The 16,875-nt window shown below is 53.0% G+C and carries 11 protein-coding genes, 2 tRNA genes, 3 rRNA genes and 1 pseudogene; 11 read left to right on the forward strand and 6 right to left on the reverse strand.

Annotated elements, in window-relative coordinates; all coding sequences use genetic code 11:
- Window positions 1-73: 73 nt before the first annotated feature.
- The 5 genes from ACX9GU_RS05710 (at window position 74) to rrf (ending at window position 5,347) form a co-directional block, all read left to right on the forward strand.
- A 16S ribosomal RNA gene (locus tag ACX9GU_RS05710) occupies window positions 74-1,614 on the forward strand.
- Window positions 1,615-1,689: 75 nt separating this feature from the next.
- Window positions 1,690-1,766, forward strand: a tRNA-Ile gene (locus ACX9GU_RS05715).
- 155 nt (window positions 1,767-1,921) lie between these two features.
- A tRNA-Ala gene (locus ACX9GU_RS05720) sits at window positions 1,922-1,997 on the forward strand.
- Between the two features lie 220 nt (window positions 1,998-2,217).
- Window positions 2,218-5,125 (forward strand): 23S ribosomal RNA (locus tag ACX9GU_RS05725).
- A gap of 106 nt (window positions 5,126-5,231) precedes the next feature.
- A 5S ribosomal RNA gene (gene rrf, locus ACX9GU_RS05730) occupies window positions 5,232-5,347 on the forward strand.
- Together the 16S, 23S and 5S rRNA genes with 2 tRNA genes alongside form the textbook arrangement of a ribosomal RNA operon.
- 312 nt (window positions 5,348-5,659) lie before the next feature.
- On the opposite strand, the gene ACX9GU_RS05735 is transcribed toward rrf, so the two are convergent.
- From ACX9GU_RS05735 to trxC, 5 genes are all read right to left on the reverse strand, one after another.
- Window positions 5,660-5,992, reverse strand: coding sequence for a YfiM family lipoprotein (locus ACX9GU_RS05735; protein ID WP_473194109.1), 333 nt, complete (start codon window positions 5,990-5,992; stop codon window positions 5,660-5,662).
- A gap of 76 nt (window positions 5,993-6,068) precedes the next feature.
- A complete protein-coding gene (pssA, locus tag ACX9GU_RS05740; protein ID WP_473194110.1) occupies window positions 6,069-7,424 on the reverse strand; it encodes a CDP-diacylglycerol--serine O-phosphatidyltransferase in 1,356 nt (451 codons plus the stop codon).
- A 153-nt stretch (window positions 7,425-7,577) separates the two neighbouring features.
- On the reverse strand, window positions 7,578-10,229 hold the full coding sequence (locus ACX9GU_RS05745; RefSeq protein WP_473194111.1) for a bifunctional acetate--CoA ligase family protein/GNAT family N-acetyltransferase: 2,652 nt from the start codon (window positions 10,227-10,229) through the stop codon (window positions 7,578-7,580).
- Between the two features lie 55 nt (window positions 10,230-10,284).
- The gene (locus ACX9GU_RS05750) at window positions 10,285-10,989 is read right to left on the reverse strand and encodes a tRNA-uridine aminocarboxypropyltransferase (RefSeq protein WP_473194112.1); all 705 of its coding nucleotides are present in this window, start codon (window positions 10,987-10,989) and stop codon (window positions 10,285-10,287) included.
- A 116-nt stretch (window positions 10,990-11,105) separates the two neighbouring features.
- Window positions 11,106-11,525, reverse strand: coding sequence for a thioredoxin TrxC (trxC, locus tag ACX9GU_RS05755; protein WP_021807597.1), 420 nt, complete (start codon window positions 11,523-11,525; stop codon window positions 11,106-11,108).
- Window positions 11,526-11,721: 196 nt separating this feature from the next.
- On the opposite strand from trxC, the gene ACX9GU_RS05760 reads away from it, so the two are divergent.
- From ACX9GU_RS05760 to ACX9GU_RS05785, 6 genes and pseudogenes are all read left to right on the forward strand, one after another.
- On the forward strand, window positions 11,722-12,813 hold the full coding sequence (locus ACX9GU_RS05760) for a tRNA/rRNA methyltransferase (RefSeq protein ID WP_473194113.1): 1,092 nt from the start codon (window positions 11,722-11,724) through the stop codon (window positions 12,811-12,813).
- Window positions 12,814-13,060: 247 nt separating this feature from the next.
- Complete coding sequence (vapB, locus tag ACX9GU_RS05765; RefSeq protein ID WP_223498272.1) at window positions 13,061-13,291, forward strand: type II toxin-antitoxin system VapB family antitoxin; 231 nt, start codon at window positions 13,061-13,063, stop codon at window positions 13,289-13,291.
- The gene (locus ACX9GU_RS05770; protein ID WP_223498271.1) at window positions 13,288-13,704 is read left to right on the forward strand and encodes a PIN domain-containing protein; all 417 of its coding nucleotides are present in this window, start codon (window positions 13,288-13,290) and stop codon (window positions 13,702-13,704) included. The genes vapB and ACX9GU_RS05770 overlap by 4 nt, the downstream gene beginning before the upstream one ends.
- A 119-nt stretch (window positions 13,705-13,823) precedes the next feature.
- Window positions 13,824-14,132, forward strand: coding sequence for a transposase (locus tag ACX9GU_RS05775; RefSeq protein WP_025384143.1), 309 nt, complete (start codon window positions 13,824-13,826; stop codon window positions 14,130-14,132).
- Window positions 14,133-14,134: 2 nt separating this feature from the next.
- Entirely contained in the window at window positions 14,135-14,971 is an 837-nt protein-coding gene (locus ACX9GU_RS05780; RefSeq protein ID WP_473195119.1) for an IS3 family transposase, read from the forward strand.
- A gap of 29 nt (window positions 14,972-15,000) precedes the next feature.
- Window positions 15,001-16,046 (forward strand): annotated as a pseudogene (locus tag ACX9GU_RS05785) (IS3 family transposase); the annotation flags it as partial.
- Window positions 16,047-16,151: 105 nt separating this feature from the next.
- On the opposite strand, the gene ACX9GU_RS05790 reads toward ACX9GU_RS05785, so the two are convergent.
- Window positions 16,152-16,871, reverse strand: coding sequence for a hypothetical protein (locus ACX9GU_RS05790; protein ID WP_473194114.1), 720 nt, complete (start codon window positions 16,869-16,871; stop codon window positions 16,152-16,154).
- Window positions 16,872-16,875 lie beyond the last annotated feature (4 nt).

Consider the following 16,875-nt stretch of genomic DNA (forward strand, 5'->3'; position numbering starts at 1 on the left):
AATTCATGCGAATGAATTATTACGAAAGTTAATTTTCGAGCATCGCTTACTCATTGTAAGCAAATCAAGCTTTTAATTGAAGAGTTTGATCATGGCTCAGATTGAACGCTGGCGGCAGGCCTAACACATGCAAGTCGAGCGGTAGCACAGGGAGCTTGCTCCTGGGTGACGAGCGGCGGACGGGTGAGTAATGTCTGGGAAACTGCCCGATGGAGGGGGATAACTACTGGAAACGGTAGCTAATACCGCATAACGTCTTCGGACCAAAGTGGGGGACCTTCGGGCCTCACACCATCGGATGTGCCCAGATGGGATTAGCTAGTAGGTGAGGTAATGGCTCACCTAGGCGACGATCCCTAGCTGGTCTGAGAGGATGACCAGCCACACTGGAACTGAGACACGGTCCAGACTCCTACGGGAGGCAGCAGTGGGGAATATTGCACAATGGGCGCAAGCCTGATGCAGCCATGCCGCGTGTGTGAAGAAGGCCTTCGGGTTGTAAAGCACTTTCAGCGAGGAGGAAGGCCAATAGCTTAATACGCTGTTGGATTGACGTTACTCGCAGAAGAAGCACCGGCTAACTCCGTGCCAGCAGCCGCGGTAATACGGAGGGTGCAAGCGTTAATCGGAATTACTGGGCGTAAAGCGCACGCAGGCGGTTTGTTAAGTCAGATGTGAAATCCCCGAGCTTAACTTGGGAACTGCATTTGAAACTGGCAAGCTAGAGTCTTGTAGAGGGGGGTAGAATTCCAGGTGTAGCGGTGAAATGCGTAGAGATCTGGAGGAATACCGGTGGCGAAGGCGGCCCCCTGGACAAAGACTGACGCTCAGGTGCGAAAGCGTGGGGAGCAAACAGGATTAGATACCCTGGTAGTCCACGCTGTAAACGATGTCGACTTGGAGGTTGTGCCCTTGAGGCGTGGCTTCCGGAGCTAACGCGTTAAGTCGACCGCCTGGGGAGTACGGCCGCAAGGTTAAAACTCAAATGAATTGACGGGGGCCCGCACAAGCGGTGGAGCATGTGGTTTAATTCGATGCAACGCGAAGAACCTTACCTACTCTTGACATCCACAGAACTTTCCAGAGATGGATTGGTGCCTTCGGGAACTGTGAGACAGGTGCTGCATGGCTGTCGTCAGCTCGTGTTGTGAAATGTTGGGTTAAGTCCCGCAACGAGCGCAACCCTTATCCTTTGTTGCCAGCACGTAATGGTGGGAACTCAAAGGAGACTGCCGGTGATAAACCGGAGGAAGGTGGGGATGACGTCAAGTCATCATGGCCCTTACGAGTAGGGCTACACACGTGCTACAATGGCATATACAAAGAGAAGCGAACTCGCGAGAGCAAGCGGACCTCATAAAGTATGTCGTAGTCCGGATCGGAGTCTGCAACTCGACTCCGTGAAGTCGGAATCGCTAGTAATCGTAGATCAGAATGCTACGGTGAATACGTTCCCGGGCCTTGTACACACCGCCCGTCACACCATGGGAGTGGGTTGCAAAAGAAGTAGGTAGCTTAACCTTCGGGAGGGCGCTTACCACTTTGTGATTCATGACTGGGGTGAAGTCGTAACAAGGTAACCGTAGGGGAACCTGCGGTTGGATCACCTCCTTACCTAAAGATATGCAGTTGAGTGCAGTGTCCACACAGATTGTCTGATGAAAAAGTAACGAGCAGAAATACCTTTATAGGCTTGTAGCTCAGGTGGTTAGAGCGCACCCCTGATAAGGGTGAGGTCGGTGGTTCAAGTCCACTCAGGCCTACCAAATTCGCACTTATGCTGCGTTATGCGCGCGGTCGTTTACCCAACAGTAAACTTCCCTTCCGCATGCCTTGCCTAAGCACGAATTAACAGGATTTCCAACAGGAAAGACTGTTATTCACGCGAGTGGTAAATAAAGGTTTCTGCAAGTGACTGTATGGGGCTATAGCTCAGCTGGGAGAGCGCCTGCCTTGCACGCAGGAGGTCAGCGGTTCGATCCCGCTTAGCTCCACCATATCCATATAGTCCTTGATAATACTTCAGAGTGTACTGGCAACAGTATGCTGCGAAGTATTTTGCTCTTTAACAATCTGGAACAAGCTGAAAATTGAAACATGACAGCTGAAACTTATCCCTCCGTAGATGTATTGGGGTAAGGATTAACCTGTCATAGAGTCTCTCAAATAAACAGCGCGACAGTGTTTTCTGTTTACAGAAACACCTTCGGGTTGTGAGGTTAAGTGACTAAGCGTACACGGTGGATGCCTAGGCAGTCAGAGGCGATGAAGGGCGTGCTAATCTGCGAAAAGTGTCGGTAAGGTGATATGAACCGTTATAACCGGCAATACCCGAATGGGGAAACCCAGTGTGTTTCGACACACTATCGTATGGTGAATACATAGCCATACGAGGCGAACCGGGGGAACTGAAACATCTAAGTACCCCGAGGAAAAGAAATCAACCGAGATTCCCCTAGTAGCGGCGAGCGAACGGGGAACAGCCCAGAACCTGAATCAGTTCTTGTGTTAGTGGAAGCGTCTGGAAAGTCGCGCAGCAAAGGGTGATAGCCCCGTACACTAAAATGCATTAACTGTGAGTTCGATGAGTAGGGCGGGACACGTGACATCCTGTCTGAATATGGGGGGACCATCCTCCAAGGCTAAATACTCCTGACTGACCGATAGTGAACCAGTACCGTGAGGGAAAGGCGAAAAGAACCCCGGCGAGGGGAGTGAAATAGAACCTGAAACCGTGTACGTACAAGCAGTGGGAGCACCTTCGTGGTGTGACTGCGTACCTTTTGTATAATGGGTCAGCGACTTATATTTTGTAGCAAGGTTAACCGTATAGGGGAGCCGTAGGGAAACCGAGTCTTAACTGGGCGAATAGTTGCAAGGTATAGACCCGAAACCCGGTGATCTAGCCATGGGCAGGTTGAAGGTTGGGTAACACTAACTGGAGGACCGAACCGACTAATGTTGAAAAATTAGCGGATGACTTGTGGCTGGGGGTGAAAGGCCAATCAAACCGGGAGATAGCTGGTTCTCCCCGAAAGCTATTTAGGTAGCGCCTCGTGAACTCATCTTCGGGGGTAGAGCACTGTTTCGGCTAGGGGGCCATCCCGGCTTACCAAACCGATGCAAACTCCGAATACCGAAGAATGTTATCACGGGAGACACACGGCGGGTGCTAACGTCCGTCGTGAAGAGGGAAACAACCCAGACCGCCAGCTAAGGTCCCAAAGTCATGGTTAAGTGGGAAACGATGTGGGAAGGCATAGACAGCCAGGATGTTGGCTTAGAAGCAGCCATCATTTAAAGAAAGCGTAATAGCTCACTGGTCGAGTCGGCCTGCGCGGAAGATGTAACGGGGCTAAACCATGCACCGAAGCTGCGGCAGCGACGCTTAGGCGTTGTTGGGTAGGGGAGCGTTCTGTAAGCCGTTGAAGGTGAACTGTGAGGTTTGCTGGAGGTATCAGAAGTGCGAATGCTGACATAAGTAACGATAAAGCGGGTGAAAAACCCGCTCGCCGGAAGACCAAGGGTTCCTGTCCAACGTTAATCGGGGCAGGGTGAGTCGACCCCTAAGGCGAGGCCGAAAGGCGTAGTCGATGGGAAACAGGTTAATATTCCTGTACTCGGTGTTACTGCGAAGGGGGGACGGAGAAGGCTAGGCTAGCCGGGCGACGGTTGTCCCGGTTTAAGCGTGTAGGGGGAGTGACCTGGTAAATCCGGTTACTTACTAACCCTGAGGCGTGATGACGATGCACTACGGTGCAGAAGTAGTTGATGCCCTGCTTCCAGGAAAAGCCTCTAAGCATCAGGTAACATCAAATCGTACCCCAAACCGACACAGGTGGTCAGGTAGAGAATACCCAGGCGCTTGAGAGAACTCGGGTGAAGGAACTAGGCAAAATGGTGCCGTAACTTCGGGAGAAGGCACGCTGGCGCGTAGGTGAAGAGACTTGCTCTCGGAGCTGAAGCCAGTCGCAGATACCAGCTGGCTGCAACTGTTTAATAAAAACACAGCACTGTGCAAACACGAAAGTGGACGTATACGGTGTGACGCCTGCCCGGTGCTGGAAGGTTAATTGATGGGGTCAGCCGCAAGGCGAAGCTCTTGATCGAAGCCCCAGTAAACGGCGGCCGTAACTATAACGGTCCTAAGGTAGCGAAATTCCTTGTCGGGTAAGTTCCGACCTGCACGAATGGCGTAATGATGGCCAGGCTGTCTCCACCCGAGACTCAGTGAAATTGAACTCGCTGTGAAGATGCAGTGTACCCGCGGCAAGACGGAAAGACCCCGTGAACCTTTACTATAGCTTGACACTGAACATTGAGCCTTGATGTGTAGGATAGGTGGGAGGCTTTGAAGTGTGGACGCCAGTCTGCATGGAGCCAACCTTGAAATACCACCCTTTAATGTTTGATGTTCTAACTCGGCCCCATAATCTGGGGTGAGGACAGTGTCTGGTGGGTAGTTTGACTGGGGCGGTCTCCTCCCAAAGAGTAACGGAGGAGCACGAAGGTTAGCTAATCACGGTCGGACATCGTGAGGTTAGTGCAAAGGCATAAGCTAGCTTGACTGCGAGAGTGACGGCTCGAGCAGGTACGAAAGTAGGTCTTAGTGATCCGGTGGTTCTGAATGGAAGGGCCATCGCTCAACGGATAAAAGGTACTCCGGGGATAACAGGCTGATACCGCCCAAGAGTTCATATCGACGGCGGTGTTTGGCACCTCGATGTCGGCTCATCACATCCTGGGGCTGAAGTAGGTCCCAAGGGTATGGCTGTTCGCCATTTAAAGTGGTACGCGAGCTGGGTTTAGAACGTCGTGAGACAGTTCGGTCCCTATCTGCCGTGGGCGTTGGAAGATTGAGAGGGGTTGCTCCTAGTACGAGAGGACCGGAGTGAACGCACCACTGGTGTTCGGGTTGTCATGCCAATGGCACTGCCCGGTAGCTAAGTGCGGAAAAGATAAGCGCTGAAAGCATCTAAGCGCGAAACTTGCCTCGAGATGAGTCTTCCCTGGGCCTTTAAGGCCCCTGAAGGAACGTTTAAGACTAAGACGTTGATAGGCTGGGTGTGTAAGTGCAGCGATGCATTGAGCTAACCAGTACTAATGATCCGTGAGGCTTAACCTTACAACACCAAAGGTGTTTTAGAGAGATTGTAGAGATTTTCAGCGACGTTCCGAGATTGGTTCCGATGGCGACACGAGAGTGAAGCGGTTGGAATGAAACGAATTTGCCTGGCGGCAATAGCGCGGTGGTCCCACCTGACCCCATGCCGAACTCAGAAGTGAAACGCCGTAGCGCCGATGGTAGTGTGGGGTCTCCCCATGCGAGAGTAGGACACTGCCAGGCATCAATTAAGCCAAGAGGCCATCCGCAAGGATGGCCTTTTTGCTATGTGTCGGAAACAGAAATGCCCCTCACCCCCACCCTCTCCCAGAGTACCAGCTGAGAACAACTGAACACCCGTGCGGGGGAGAGGGAGCAGTCCGGCGTCGTGGATGAGTGAGTGCGGCTTCGGCAAGTCGGAACCTTTGATGAACCCATGCCGTTTCGGCAGTGATGAGTAATCAGAAAGATAAGAAGTTCTGAGGAATACCAGCGGACTCGATCGGTTCCCTCTCCCTGTGGGAGAGGGTTAGGGTGAGGGGTCATTACCAAGCCTCAACGTGCCAGATGATAAATACTGTACCCCGTTGCAGCCCCTGCCACATCCCAGGCAAAATCCTTCCAGCTCCAGCCCGTACCGCCTTCCCGGCTGTCATACAGCTCTTTCGCCGCGCCCAAGCCAATCGAAAATAGCAGGCCAAAACTGCGGCTACGTGCCTCATTCCAGTTCTGATGATCGCCATAAGCTGCGCCAGCGGCGGCAAATGCAGCGGAAGCGACAAAGTGCTGAGCCTTGTCTTTACCGGTCCAACTATCATTAGCCATATGGGTACAGCCACTGGAGAACAACAGGACTGGAAGGAGGATAAACAGGCAGAGTGGGCGCATAGTGAAAACATCCTGTTTCAATATGGACAAAAAAGCCCGGCATTGCCGGGCTGTGGTGCAGTTAATTATAGCGAGTTTACAATATACGGCTAATCAAGCGATCGATACGGATCCGACGCAGACGACGGATCAGTTTACGCACCTTGACCGGATATTCCTGAATGCTTTGCAATTCGAGATAGTGGCCCACCACTGTGGTATGGGTACGGATCGTTTCCAACTCTTTATGCCGTTGTTCCTGCATTTCGTGCTTGGGATCGTGGAACAGAATAGCGTTTTCCAGATCCAGCCGCCAGGCGCGCGGGTTGAGGTTGTTACCGGTGATCAATTGCCACTCGTCATCGACCCACATCCCTTTCAGGTGATAGCTGTTATCGCCGTCTTTCCACAGGCGCACAATCAGCTGGCCGGTATCAACATAGCGTTGCAGGCGGCTCAGGAAACGTCGCAGGTTGATTTCGTAAAGATAAGGCAGTGCGCCGATAATCTTGAACGGCTGATCTTCAGGAATGTAGAAGTCATTGGCCGTCTTGTCCCCCACGATGATCTCCACCTGTTTCCCTTGGCGCAGCAGATAAATGATATTGCGCACCAGCAAGGCTGGCAGGTTGAAGTAAGGCGTGCACAGCGTCAGTTTCTGATCGGTGCTGGACATCAGGTGGTGGATCGTTTTGTTCAGAATGCTCTGTTTGCCCAGGCCGACTAACGGGGTGACGGCCAGCTCATCATTACTGGCGCTCCCCTGAAATTGATAGGCGGCACGGCGAAGGGCAAAGCGGAACATGCGGGTTTCGTTCTTGATCTCGAGGCTCTTGGGCCTGTCAGCACGATCAAGACGCTGTACGGCACCGGCGGTTAACAGATGCTGTTTGATGTAATCGCACAGGGTTACCGCCAACAGATTATTGGTGATCAGCTGATAGCGATCGTAACGATACTTATCATGCTGGTGCAGATAGACATCATTAATACTGGCACCGCTGTAGATCACCGTATCGTCAACGACAAAGCCTTTCAAATGCAGTACGCCCAGCGCTTCGCGAGTATTGACTGGAACGCCGTAAATCGGCACCGAAACCTGCGGGTGTTGTGCCGCCATAGCGCAGTACCAGTCGGCATTGGTATTGGCCGCTGCCGCACCGATACGCCCACGTTGAGCACGATGCCAGTCTACCAACACGCAGATCTCCAGCTCAGGGCGCTGCTGCTTGGCTTGATAGAGCGCATTGAGGATATCGCGGCCCGCATCGTCATGCTCCAGATAGAGCGCTACCAGATAAATACGGGTTGTTGCGTTAGCGATCGATTCCAGCAGCGTTGCACGGAAATCAGCCGGCGTAAAAAGGGTACGGACATCAGCAACCGTCTGGGGGAGTTTGGGCAGTTGTGCAAGGTGTTGTTGATGTTTGCTACGTTTAAATTTTGACAACATCACAGTGCGCTTCTTCTCTCATATTTGGATGGCCGGAACGCCACTTCCATGAATAAAATGCTTCGAACAATCGGGCGATAATACCACTAGTTGCCCCGATTGTGCGTATGTTTTGGCGTTAAGTAGTGGATTCGTATTACATTGCGACAGCGGTCACGGCGTCGCCCCATCCTGTAGCGGCAGGGTTAAATTGACAATCCCTTCATCAATTTGCACATCGACCTTGAACCCCAGCTTTTGTGCCAGCGTGACCATTCCGCGGTTATTCGGCATGGTAATGCCTGTCAGGCGGGTCAGACCTTGCGCTCGCGCATAGCCAATCATTTTCATCAAGAGCTGTCGGCCCAGACCCAGGCCTTTCAGATCGGAACGTACCAGTACGGCGAATTCGGCGTCGGTGTTGTCCGGATCTGACAGAGCGCGCGTCACGCCGATGATCTCTTCGCCATCGCGTACCGCTACGAAAGCCATTTCTCGATCGTAGTCGATTTGGGTCATGTTAGCCAAATCGTCGTGGCTAAACTCGTTGATCTCACTAAAGTAGCGGTAATAGAGATCTTCCTTGGTGACGCGGTCGATAAAGTGCTTCAGCGCCGGTTCATCCTCCGGCAGGATCGGGCGGAACAGGCATTGAGAACCGTCTTTTAATTCAATGGCTTCTTCCAGCTCATGGGGATAAGGGCGGATCGCCAGGCGCGCCTGTGGATCGCCACTGAAAGGCGTTAACTGCATGGAAACGTCCAGCAGGGTAAATTCGCTACCGGAGGCTAATACCGGATGAATATCGAGGCGTGAGATCTCTGGGCAGTCAAGGATCAGGTTGGAAACCTGCACCAACAGGCGGCTTAAGCCGGGGATATCAAGCGGCCGCAGCGCACTGCGCCCACGGATTTTGCCTCCTTTCACCGCCTGCAACACCAGATAACGCGCCAGCGCCATATTCAGCGGCGGCAGGGCAACGGCGACCTGGTTTTCCTTACGCCATTCAATGCCGCCTTCGCCGAGCATTATCAGCGGACCGAAGGTGGCATCCTGTTCAACGGCAATCCGCAATTCTTGTGCTCCGGCACGGTTGGCCATGCTTTGCACTAACAGACCGTGGATGCGTGCCTGAGGATAAGTACGTTTCACCCGATCGAGGATCGCTTCCGCTGCCCGCTGCACCTCGGTGGCGGTACGTAAATAAAGCATGACCCCCTGAACTTCGGATTTGTGCGAGATATCCGGAGAACGCAGCTTGAGCGCTACCGGGTAGCCAATCTGTTCGGCAATGTGCACCGCTTCAGCGCTGTCACTGGCAATCCAGGTTGGCAGGGTGCTGAGGCCGTAAGCCTGCAAAATCGGTTGGACTTCATGGGTATCCAACTGGCTCGCCCCTTCGGCCAATGCCTGATGGATTAACTGGTGCGCGGCAGCGGTATTGGCCGTAAGCCCAATCGGTAGCGCCGGGGTTTCCTTCAGCTGCTTCTGGTTACGGCGGTATTCCACCATATGCATAAACGCGGTGACCGCGCCTTCTGGCGTGCGATAGGTTGGGATCCCGGCCTCGGTAAACAGGCGGCGGGCCTCCTGAGAGGAGTATTCGCCACACCAGTTGGTTAACAGCGTAATGCGTTTCCCACGTGGGTGCTGGCGGATGGCCTCGATCAGCCGTTCGGCGGTCTCAGTGCCCGGAGAGGCGGCGCTAGGGGCATGGATCAGCAGCAGGGCGTCATAGTCGTGGCTGTCAAGCAGCGGTTGCAGAGCGGCCAGATAGCGCTTGGGGGTTGCATCATCACGCAGATCGATAGGATTTCCTGGCCGGATAAACTCCGGCAGGGCAGCGCTCAGCTTCTCCTGAGTCTCATCCGTCAACGTTGCCAGCTTACCGTTGCGGGAGAGTAATTGGTCCAGCGCCATGGCTGCGGGGGCCGCACCGTTGCTGATAATCATTAGCCGCTCACCGCGTAGCGGGTGCATATGGCTTAAGGTTTCCACGGCGGAAAACAGCTCGTGAGTATCCTGCACGCGCAGCAAACCGGCGCGTTGGATCGCAGCATCGTAGGCGGCGTCTAATCCCTGCTGGCTGTTGAGTAGCTGCTGTGCCTGTTGGCTACGGCCACTTTTGATCACCAGGATCGGCTTATTGCGTGAGGCACTGCGGGAGGCGGAAAGGAAACGCCGCGCGTCGTTGATGTTTTCCAGATACAGCAGAATGGCGCTGGTTTTGCTGTCGCGGGCCAGGAAGTCGAGCAGATCGTCGACGTCGATATCCAGGCTATCCCCTAACGCGATGAAGTAGGAGAAGCCAACCTCCCGTTGTTGCGCCCAGTCCAGAATGGTGTTCGCCACGGCGGCAGACTGGGAGATAAACGCCAGCTTGCCTTTCTGAATGGGGACCGGCGAAAAGCTGGCGTTGATACCTTGCCAAGGCGCCAGCAAGCCCAGGCTGTTTGGCCCCAGCAGGCGCATTGAGTAGCGTTGTGCGGTGGCCTTCAGCTCGGCGAATTGTTCCACGGGGGAGGAAAGTACGATGGCGGTTTTGCAGCCGCGCTCACCCAGGGCTTCTATCAGTGCCAGGTTACGCTGGGCATTGGTACACAGCACGGCCAGATCGGGGGTTAGCGGCAGGTTGGCTACGTCGGGATAGGCCATTACGCCGCAGACTGCCTTGTAGCGAGGCGTGACCGGCAGTATCGGGCCGGTAAAACCGCCAGCCAGCAGATTGCGCATCATCAGATAGCCAGCCCGGCCGGGCTGTTGCGAAGCGCCGAGCACGGCAATTGATTTGGGACGTAATAGCGCTTCTAACCCTCTCTGGCTCATGTGCGGCTCCTGCTCCTGATAGGTTTGCCTGAAAGAGGCAAATTATCGTCTGATTCTAGGCGCTTTGTGGCAGATTTGCTGTGACCGGTGCCTCTGGGCGGTGAGGTTTCCCGGCCAGATACTGTTCACGGAAGTAATTGAAATGTTGGCTCAGCCCGGTCGCGGCCTGTTCATCGCCTGCCTGTTGGAGCAGGGCGGCAGCGACTTCTGCCGTACAGTGCTGTTCGGGGCGGCTGGCAACACGTAGCAAATAGTCCGATGAGGCCAACACGTTCAGTGAAAAGACCGGGAACTGATTCAGATAGGGGCTTTTACGGAACATCTTGCGCGCTTCCGACCAGGTACCGTCGAGCATGATAAATAAAGGCGGCTTGCCGCCGGTGGGCACGCTGCTAACCACCGGGCGATCCGCATCGGCATAAGAGGCCGGGAATACCACGTAGGGTTGACGAGTGGGATCGTTGATGGCTGCCAGCAGGCCCGGATCGACTTCGGTGCGTGACCAGGTAAACGCCTGGGTATCTGGCAGGATATCGGCGATCAGGCGGCCGGTATTGCTGGGCTTCAACGGCTCTGCGCCGAACATGATCAGGCAAAAGCGGCTGTTGGCCTGCTGCGGTTTGATGGTGGCACACAGGCAGTTTTGCTGCGGTAGCAAACAACCCTGACAGCGCACGGCGCGGCTACCTCTGGCCAGAAACGGGCGGGTGGCGCGGTCTAAACGGTCTTGGCGCAGACGAAGTACGGCGTTGTCAGTCATAACTATCCTGAAAAACCGCCATTGTAGCGCAGAAAAAAGCCCGGCGGGAGAGGCGCACGGGCTATCTGGGCGATGTTATGCCGACAACAACTGGCGGCATAGTAAGCGCTTTTGCGTTAAACTAGCTCGTTAAGCCAGTTATCGAACGGCGCTTTCGGCATCGCGCCATTGAGCATATCGACCATCTTGCCTTCACGGAACACCATGATGGTAGGGATGCTGCGAATGCGGAAGCGGGCGCTCAACTCGGGTTCGGCTTCGGTGTTGACCTTCACGAAACGCACCTTGCCAGCACGCTCCTGTGCCACGTCTTCAAAGATCGGCGCGAAGCTGCGGCACGGGCCACACCACGGGGCCCAAAAATCGACCACGATCGGCAAGTCGTCTTGCAGGAGCTGGTCCAACGTGGCGGCGGTGGCGTTAATCACTTCACCGTCGAACAATTCATGGCCGCAGCGGCCACATTTAGCGCCGTCCGCCAGACGTTCTTCCGGCACGCGGTTGGTGGCATTACAAGCTGCACAAACTGTATTCATGGTTACCTCTGGGGCTGACGCAGCATGTTAGCCGCGTATATGTATCCTTAATGTTGCTTATTATCGGTAAAAGCGTGGCATTCGACCAAGTGATTTGTTCGATGAATTTGATAGATGCTAGCTTTTAGCGCAAGTTGGTGGCTTAGCGCACCAACATCAGGTAATCTTCGCGCCCTGCGCGTTGGTGGAGAAGACAATGAACGATTCATTTAGTGGCAAGAACGGTAAGGTTAAAGTGATGTTCGTCCGTAGTGACGACGATAGCGGCGACAACCGTAACAAGAATAAACGACCTGACGGCAAAGGCCGCCCGGCTGACAATGCACGCTCTGGCCGTGCCGGTCAGGATAAGGCGCGCGGTGGTGACCGTCGGGGTGCCGATCCCCGTCGCAGCAGCAGTGAAAGCGATCGTCCTCGCCGTCCGGCGCGTACCGAAGACAGCGGTGGTTATGAATCACCGTGGAAAACCGTGTCCCGTGCTCCGCAAGAAGAACCGGCGTTCGATCATGGTGGCATCAGTGGCAAAAGCTTTATCGATCCCGAGCAGCTGCGCCGCCAACGTGCGGAAGAAACCCGTGTTTACGGTGAAAACGCCTGTAAAGCCCTGTTCGCCAGCCGTCCAGATGCCATCGTCCGTGCCTGGTTTGTGCAATCCGTAACCCCACGTTTCCGTGAGGCACTGCGTTGGATGGCGGCTAACCGCAAGGCTTACCACGTGGTGGATGAAGAGGAACTGGCCAAAGCGTCCGGTACCGAACATCACGGCGGCGTGTGCTTCCTGATTAAAAAACGTCAAGGTCTGGATGCGCAGACTTACCTGCAGAATGCACCGGCCAAAGATTGCGTGCTGGCACTGGAAGAAGTGGGCAACCCACACAACCTGGGTGCGATCGTTCGTTCTTGTGCACACTTTGGCGTGAACGGCGTATTGCTACAGGATCCAGCGGTGCTGGAATCTGGCGCAGCAGTGCGTACGGCTGAAGGCGGGGCGGAACACATCAAGGCAATCAATGCCGATGACTTCCTGTCCGTGCTGGATACGTTCCGCAAAGCGGGTTACACCATCGTCACCACCTCCAGCCATAAAGGCACGCCGTTGGCGCAGGCTAAACTGCCAACCAAGATGGTGCTGGTGTTGGGCCAGGAACGTGATGGCCTGAGCGACAGTGCTTGGCAACAGGGTGATATGAGCGTGTCTATCGGCGGGACTGGCAAAGTAGAAAGCCTGAACGTCTCGGTAGCTACCGGTATTCTGTTGGCCGATTGGTGGCGTCAGAACCAGGCGTAATGCTTTACGCGACAAAAGCCGATTAATGACAAAGCCCTGGCCGCAAAGCCAGGGCTTTGATCTATCAGAGTCAGTACAAAAACCGACTGGCTACTATGCTCAAAAAGATCCCTCCCCCTCATTCGCATTCATCTATACATATGCTAAGCATATCCTTATACTGTACAACATACGTACAGAAACCTGCCGTGCTAGCGGCTTCTGTGTATAGGGTTTGCATGTATAAATAACTTCGGGAAGGATCACTATGAGAATTGTATCGGTATTTAAAAACGGCAATAACCGTGCTATCCGTTTGCCCCGAGATATGGACTTTGAAGGTGTCAGTGAACTGGAAATTACCCGTGAAGGCGATAGCATCATTCTGCGCCCGGTTCGCCCCAGCTGGGGCTCATTCCTGCAGGAAGAAAAGGCCGACGCGGACTTTATGACAGAACGCGAGGAGATTGTCAGCGACGAGGGACGTTTTGAACTATGAACAAAACCTACATGCTGGATACCAATATTTGCTCCTTTATCATGCGTGAGCAACCAGAGGCCGTGATCAGACGCCTGGAGCAGGCCGTGATGCGCAATCACCGCATCGTGGTGTCGGCTATTACCTACGCCGAGATGTGTTTCGGGACTATTGGTAAAAAGGCCTCACCGCGCCACGCCCGGTTGGTTGAAGCGTTCTGTAGCCGTCTTGATGCGGTGCTGGCTTGGGATCGGGCTGCTGTTGATGCGACAACAAACATTAAGGCTACGCTTGCTGCGGCTGGCACACCTATTGGCCCCAATGATACCGCCATCGCTGGTCATGCCATTGCGGCCGGTGCGATTCTGGTAACCAATAACACGCGGGAGTTTGAGCGGGTAACAGATCTGATACTGGAGGATTGGGCAAAATAGCAACAAGAGGAGATAGGACTAAAAATTAATTTTTTGAATCGCCACGGGTTTAACTGTAATGGTCTAATGATCCCGGACACTTTGTTAGAGATATAATAAGCAGCACTAACGAGGTGAGAATGCGCAGAAAAACGTTTACCCATGAGTTCAAACAGGAATGTGTCAATCTGGTCCTTCAGCACAACTACCCGGTGACACAAGCTGCTGAAACAATGAATATTGGTCTTTCCACATTGCAGCGCTGGCTACGCCAGTATCGCGGAGAAGTACGGGGCGAGACGCCAGCAGCCAGTGCCATTACACCTGAACAACGGCGAATACAGGAACTTGAAAAGCAGGTACGTCAGCTACAGAGCGACAATGACCTGTTAAAAAAAGCTTCGGCCTTCTTCGCCATGGAAATGAACAACGACAAAAAGTCGCGGTAAAGCTGAAGAAGGCTGGTGCAAATATCCAGCAGGTATGTCGCTGCCTGTCGCTTACGCGCAGCGTATTTTACGCACGGAGCAGCCGGCCAGCGCTCAAAGCCGATGTTCTTATGCTTCACGCAGCGGCTAAACATGTTCATGCTGAAATGGATGCGACGTACGGCAGTAGGCGTATGTGTATTGAGTTGCGTGAACAGGGTTTTAACGTAGGCCGATACCGCGTCCGTCAGGTAATGAAAGCCCTGTTGCTGGTTGCGAAGCGTCCCGGACGTCACCGTTATCCCCGTGGTGGAAAACCGGCTGTAGTGGCAGATAACCTACTGAATCGGCAATTTAATCCAGAGACATTGAATACCTGGTGGTCAGGTGATGTCACCTATCTTCGCACGGCTCAGGGCTGGTTGTATCTGGCTATTGTCATGGACTTATGTTCAAGAAAAATAGTGAGCTGGGCCTTCTCAGACAAACCGGACAGCGCGCTGACTACGCGGGCATTACGGCTGGCGATCAATAAACGACGGCCAACAGGTCCAGTCGTATTCCATAGCGATCAAGGGGCGCAATATACCAGTACTCAGTTCCAATCCTGCCAGCAGGAACTTGCTGTGACGGGCAGCATGAGCCGTAAGGGTAACTGCCTGGATAATGCGGTTACGGAGAGGTTTTTCCGCAGTCTGAAAGCAGAGAGAGTTAACTATCGTCGCTATGAAACCCGAAGTCAGGGTATTGCAGACGTTATCGATTATATCGACAGTTTTTATAATCTGAAGCGGCGGCATTACCGGCTGGGAAACATCTCGCCGGATGAATACGAACGACGACTACAACAATGTGCCTAAATCGGTGTCCTGTTTTACTTGACCATTACACCACCCATAGTCTTTACGCCTAGATAAAGAAGTACGGGCCTGACTCTTCCACCAACAAAGAACAGTCAGATGCTCAGGCCGAGATCCGCCGACTCCAAAAAGAGCTGAAGCGGGTTACTGACGAACGGGACATATTAAATAAAGCCGCGGCGTACTTTGCTAAGCTGTCCGACTGAGGTACGCCTTTATCCGTGATAACACCTGTTGCTGGCCTGTTCGTCTGCTCTGTCGGGTGCTGGATGTTCATCCGAGTGGGTTTTACACCTGGCTTCAGCAGCCACATTCACCACGGCATCAGACGGATATGAGGCTGACAGGACAAATCAAAAAGTTCTGGTTGGAGTCCGGTTGCGTTTATGGCTATCGTAAGATCCATCTCGACCTGCGAGATAGCGGGCAACAGTGCGGGATTAACCGAGTCTGGCGGCTGATGAAGCGTGCCGGGATAAAGGCTCAGGTCGGGTACCGAAGCCCAAGAGCACGTAAAGGGGAAGCCAGTATCGTGACACCCAACAGACTCCAGCGGCAGTTCAACTCGGAAGCACCGAATGAACGTTGGGTAACGGACATAACTTACATCCGAACCCACGAGGGCTGGCTGTATCTGGCCGTGGTTGTTGACCTGTTCTCGCGCAAAGTTATCGGCTGGTCAATGCAACCCCGGATGACAAAAGATATTGTCCTGAATGCGCTTCTGATGGCCGTGTGGCGGCGTAATCCTCAAAAACAGGTGCTGGTTCATTCTGATCAAGGTAGTCAGTACACAAGCCATGAATGGCAGTCATTCCTGAAATCACATGGACTGGAGGGCAGTATGAGCCGTCGTGGTAACTGTCACGACAACGCAGTTGCAGAAAGATTTTTCCAGCTACTGAAGCGTGAACGGATAAAGAAAAAGATCTACGGAACGCGGGAAGAAGCTCGCAGTGATATTTTTGATTACATCGAAATGTTTTATAACAGTAAGCGTCGGCATGGTTCGAGTGATCTGATGTCACCGACGGGATATGAAAATCAATATTATCAACGGCTCAGAAGTGTCTAGATTATCCGTGGCGATTCATTTCACCCTGAGATTCATTTTACCAAATTAGCCCCTTTTCATTGAGAAATGGGGCTTGAGAAGTATGGTGTTGTCCTGTTAATAACCTCAGTTTGGAGGAAGCCCTACATAGCTGCGGAGACTTTTAAGGACATCAATTACAGCTTGCAGATCAGAAATTGTCGCTGATTTGATAGTGAAATTTAAGAACTCTCGTTTACCATCATCAGTGAGATAGTGATGCGCGCCAGTACCTTTATAAATGCTAGCTTTTCTGAGCGCATGTGGCATTTTTGTGATGAATTTCTCATGAAAATCTAACGAGATTAGATCCTCGATAACACATTCAAGGTTCATATATTCAGAGTTAACCTCTTTCGTTTTCTGTTCTAATACTCTCGAAGAGCCTGCGCGTAAAGGCATTTTCCTTCGTAGTCTGAAGATGACCTCGTACTCGATTATACTTCTGTGACCTTTAGATATACCGCTAGCAGCTGCTTTCCCCATTTTATCGTCGTCTACTAGTGCTATTACTGAGTACTTTTTTTTAGGGTTATTCTTTACGTCAATATCGGCTAGATTAAATAGAGTCGGAAATCTTTCAGAAATACCGTAAGTTCCCCCCTCATCACCTAGACCAGCAGCGAAAATAGAAAAATCTTCATCAAGAAGAGGGATTCCATTAGCAATTTCATAAAGCAGTGAGGCATGGCTGAAATAATCTACATCTGAAGTACCTTCGACCATCACATTACCACGCTTCAAATTCCAGCCACGCTGTGAAGCAAACCACTCGCAACCAGATATTTCAGGTCTTTTCCCTGTCATGGTT

This window comes from Serratia sp. K1WW1, assembly GCF_055790865.1.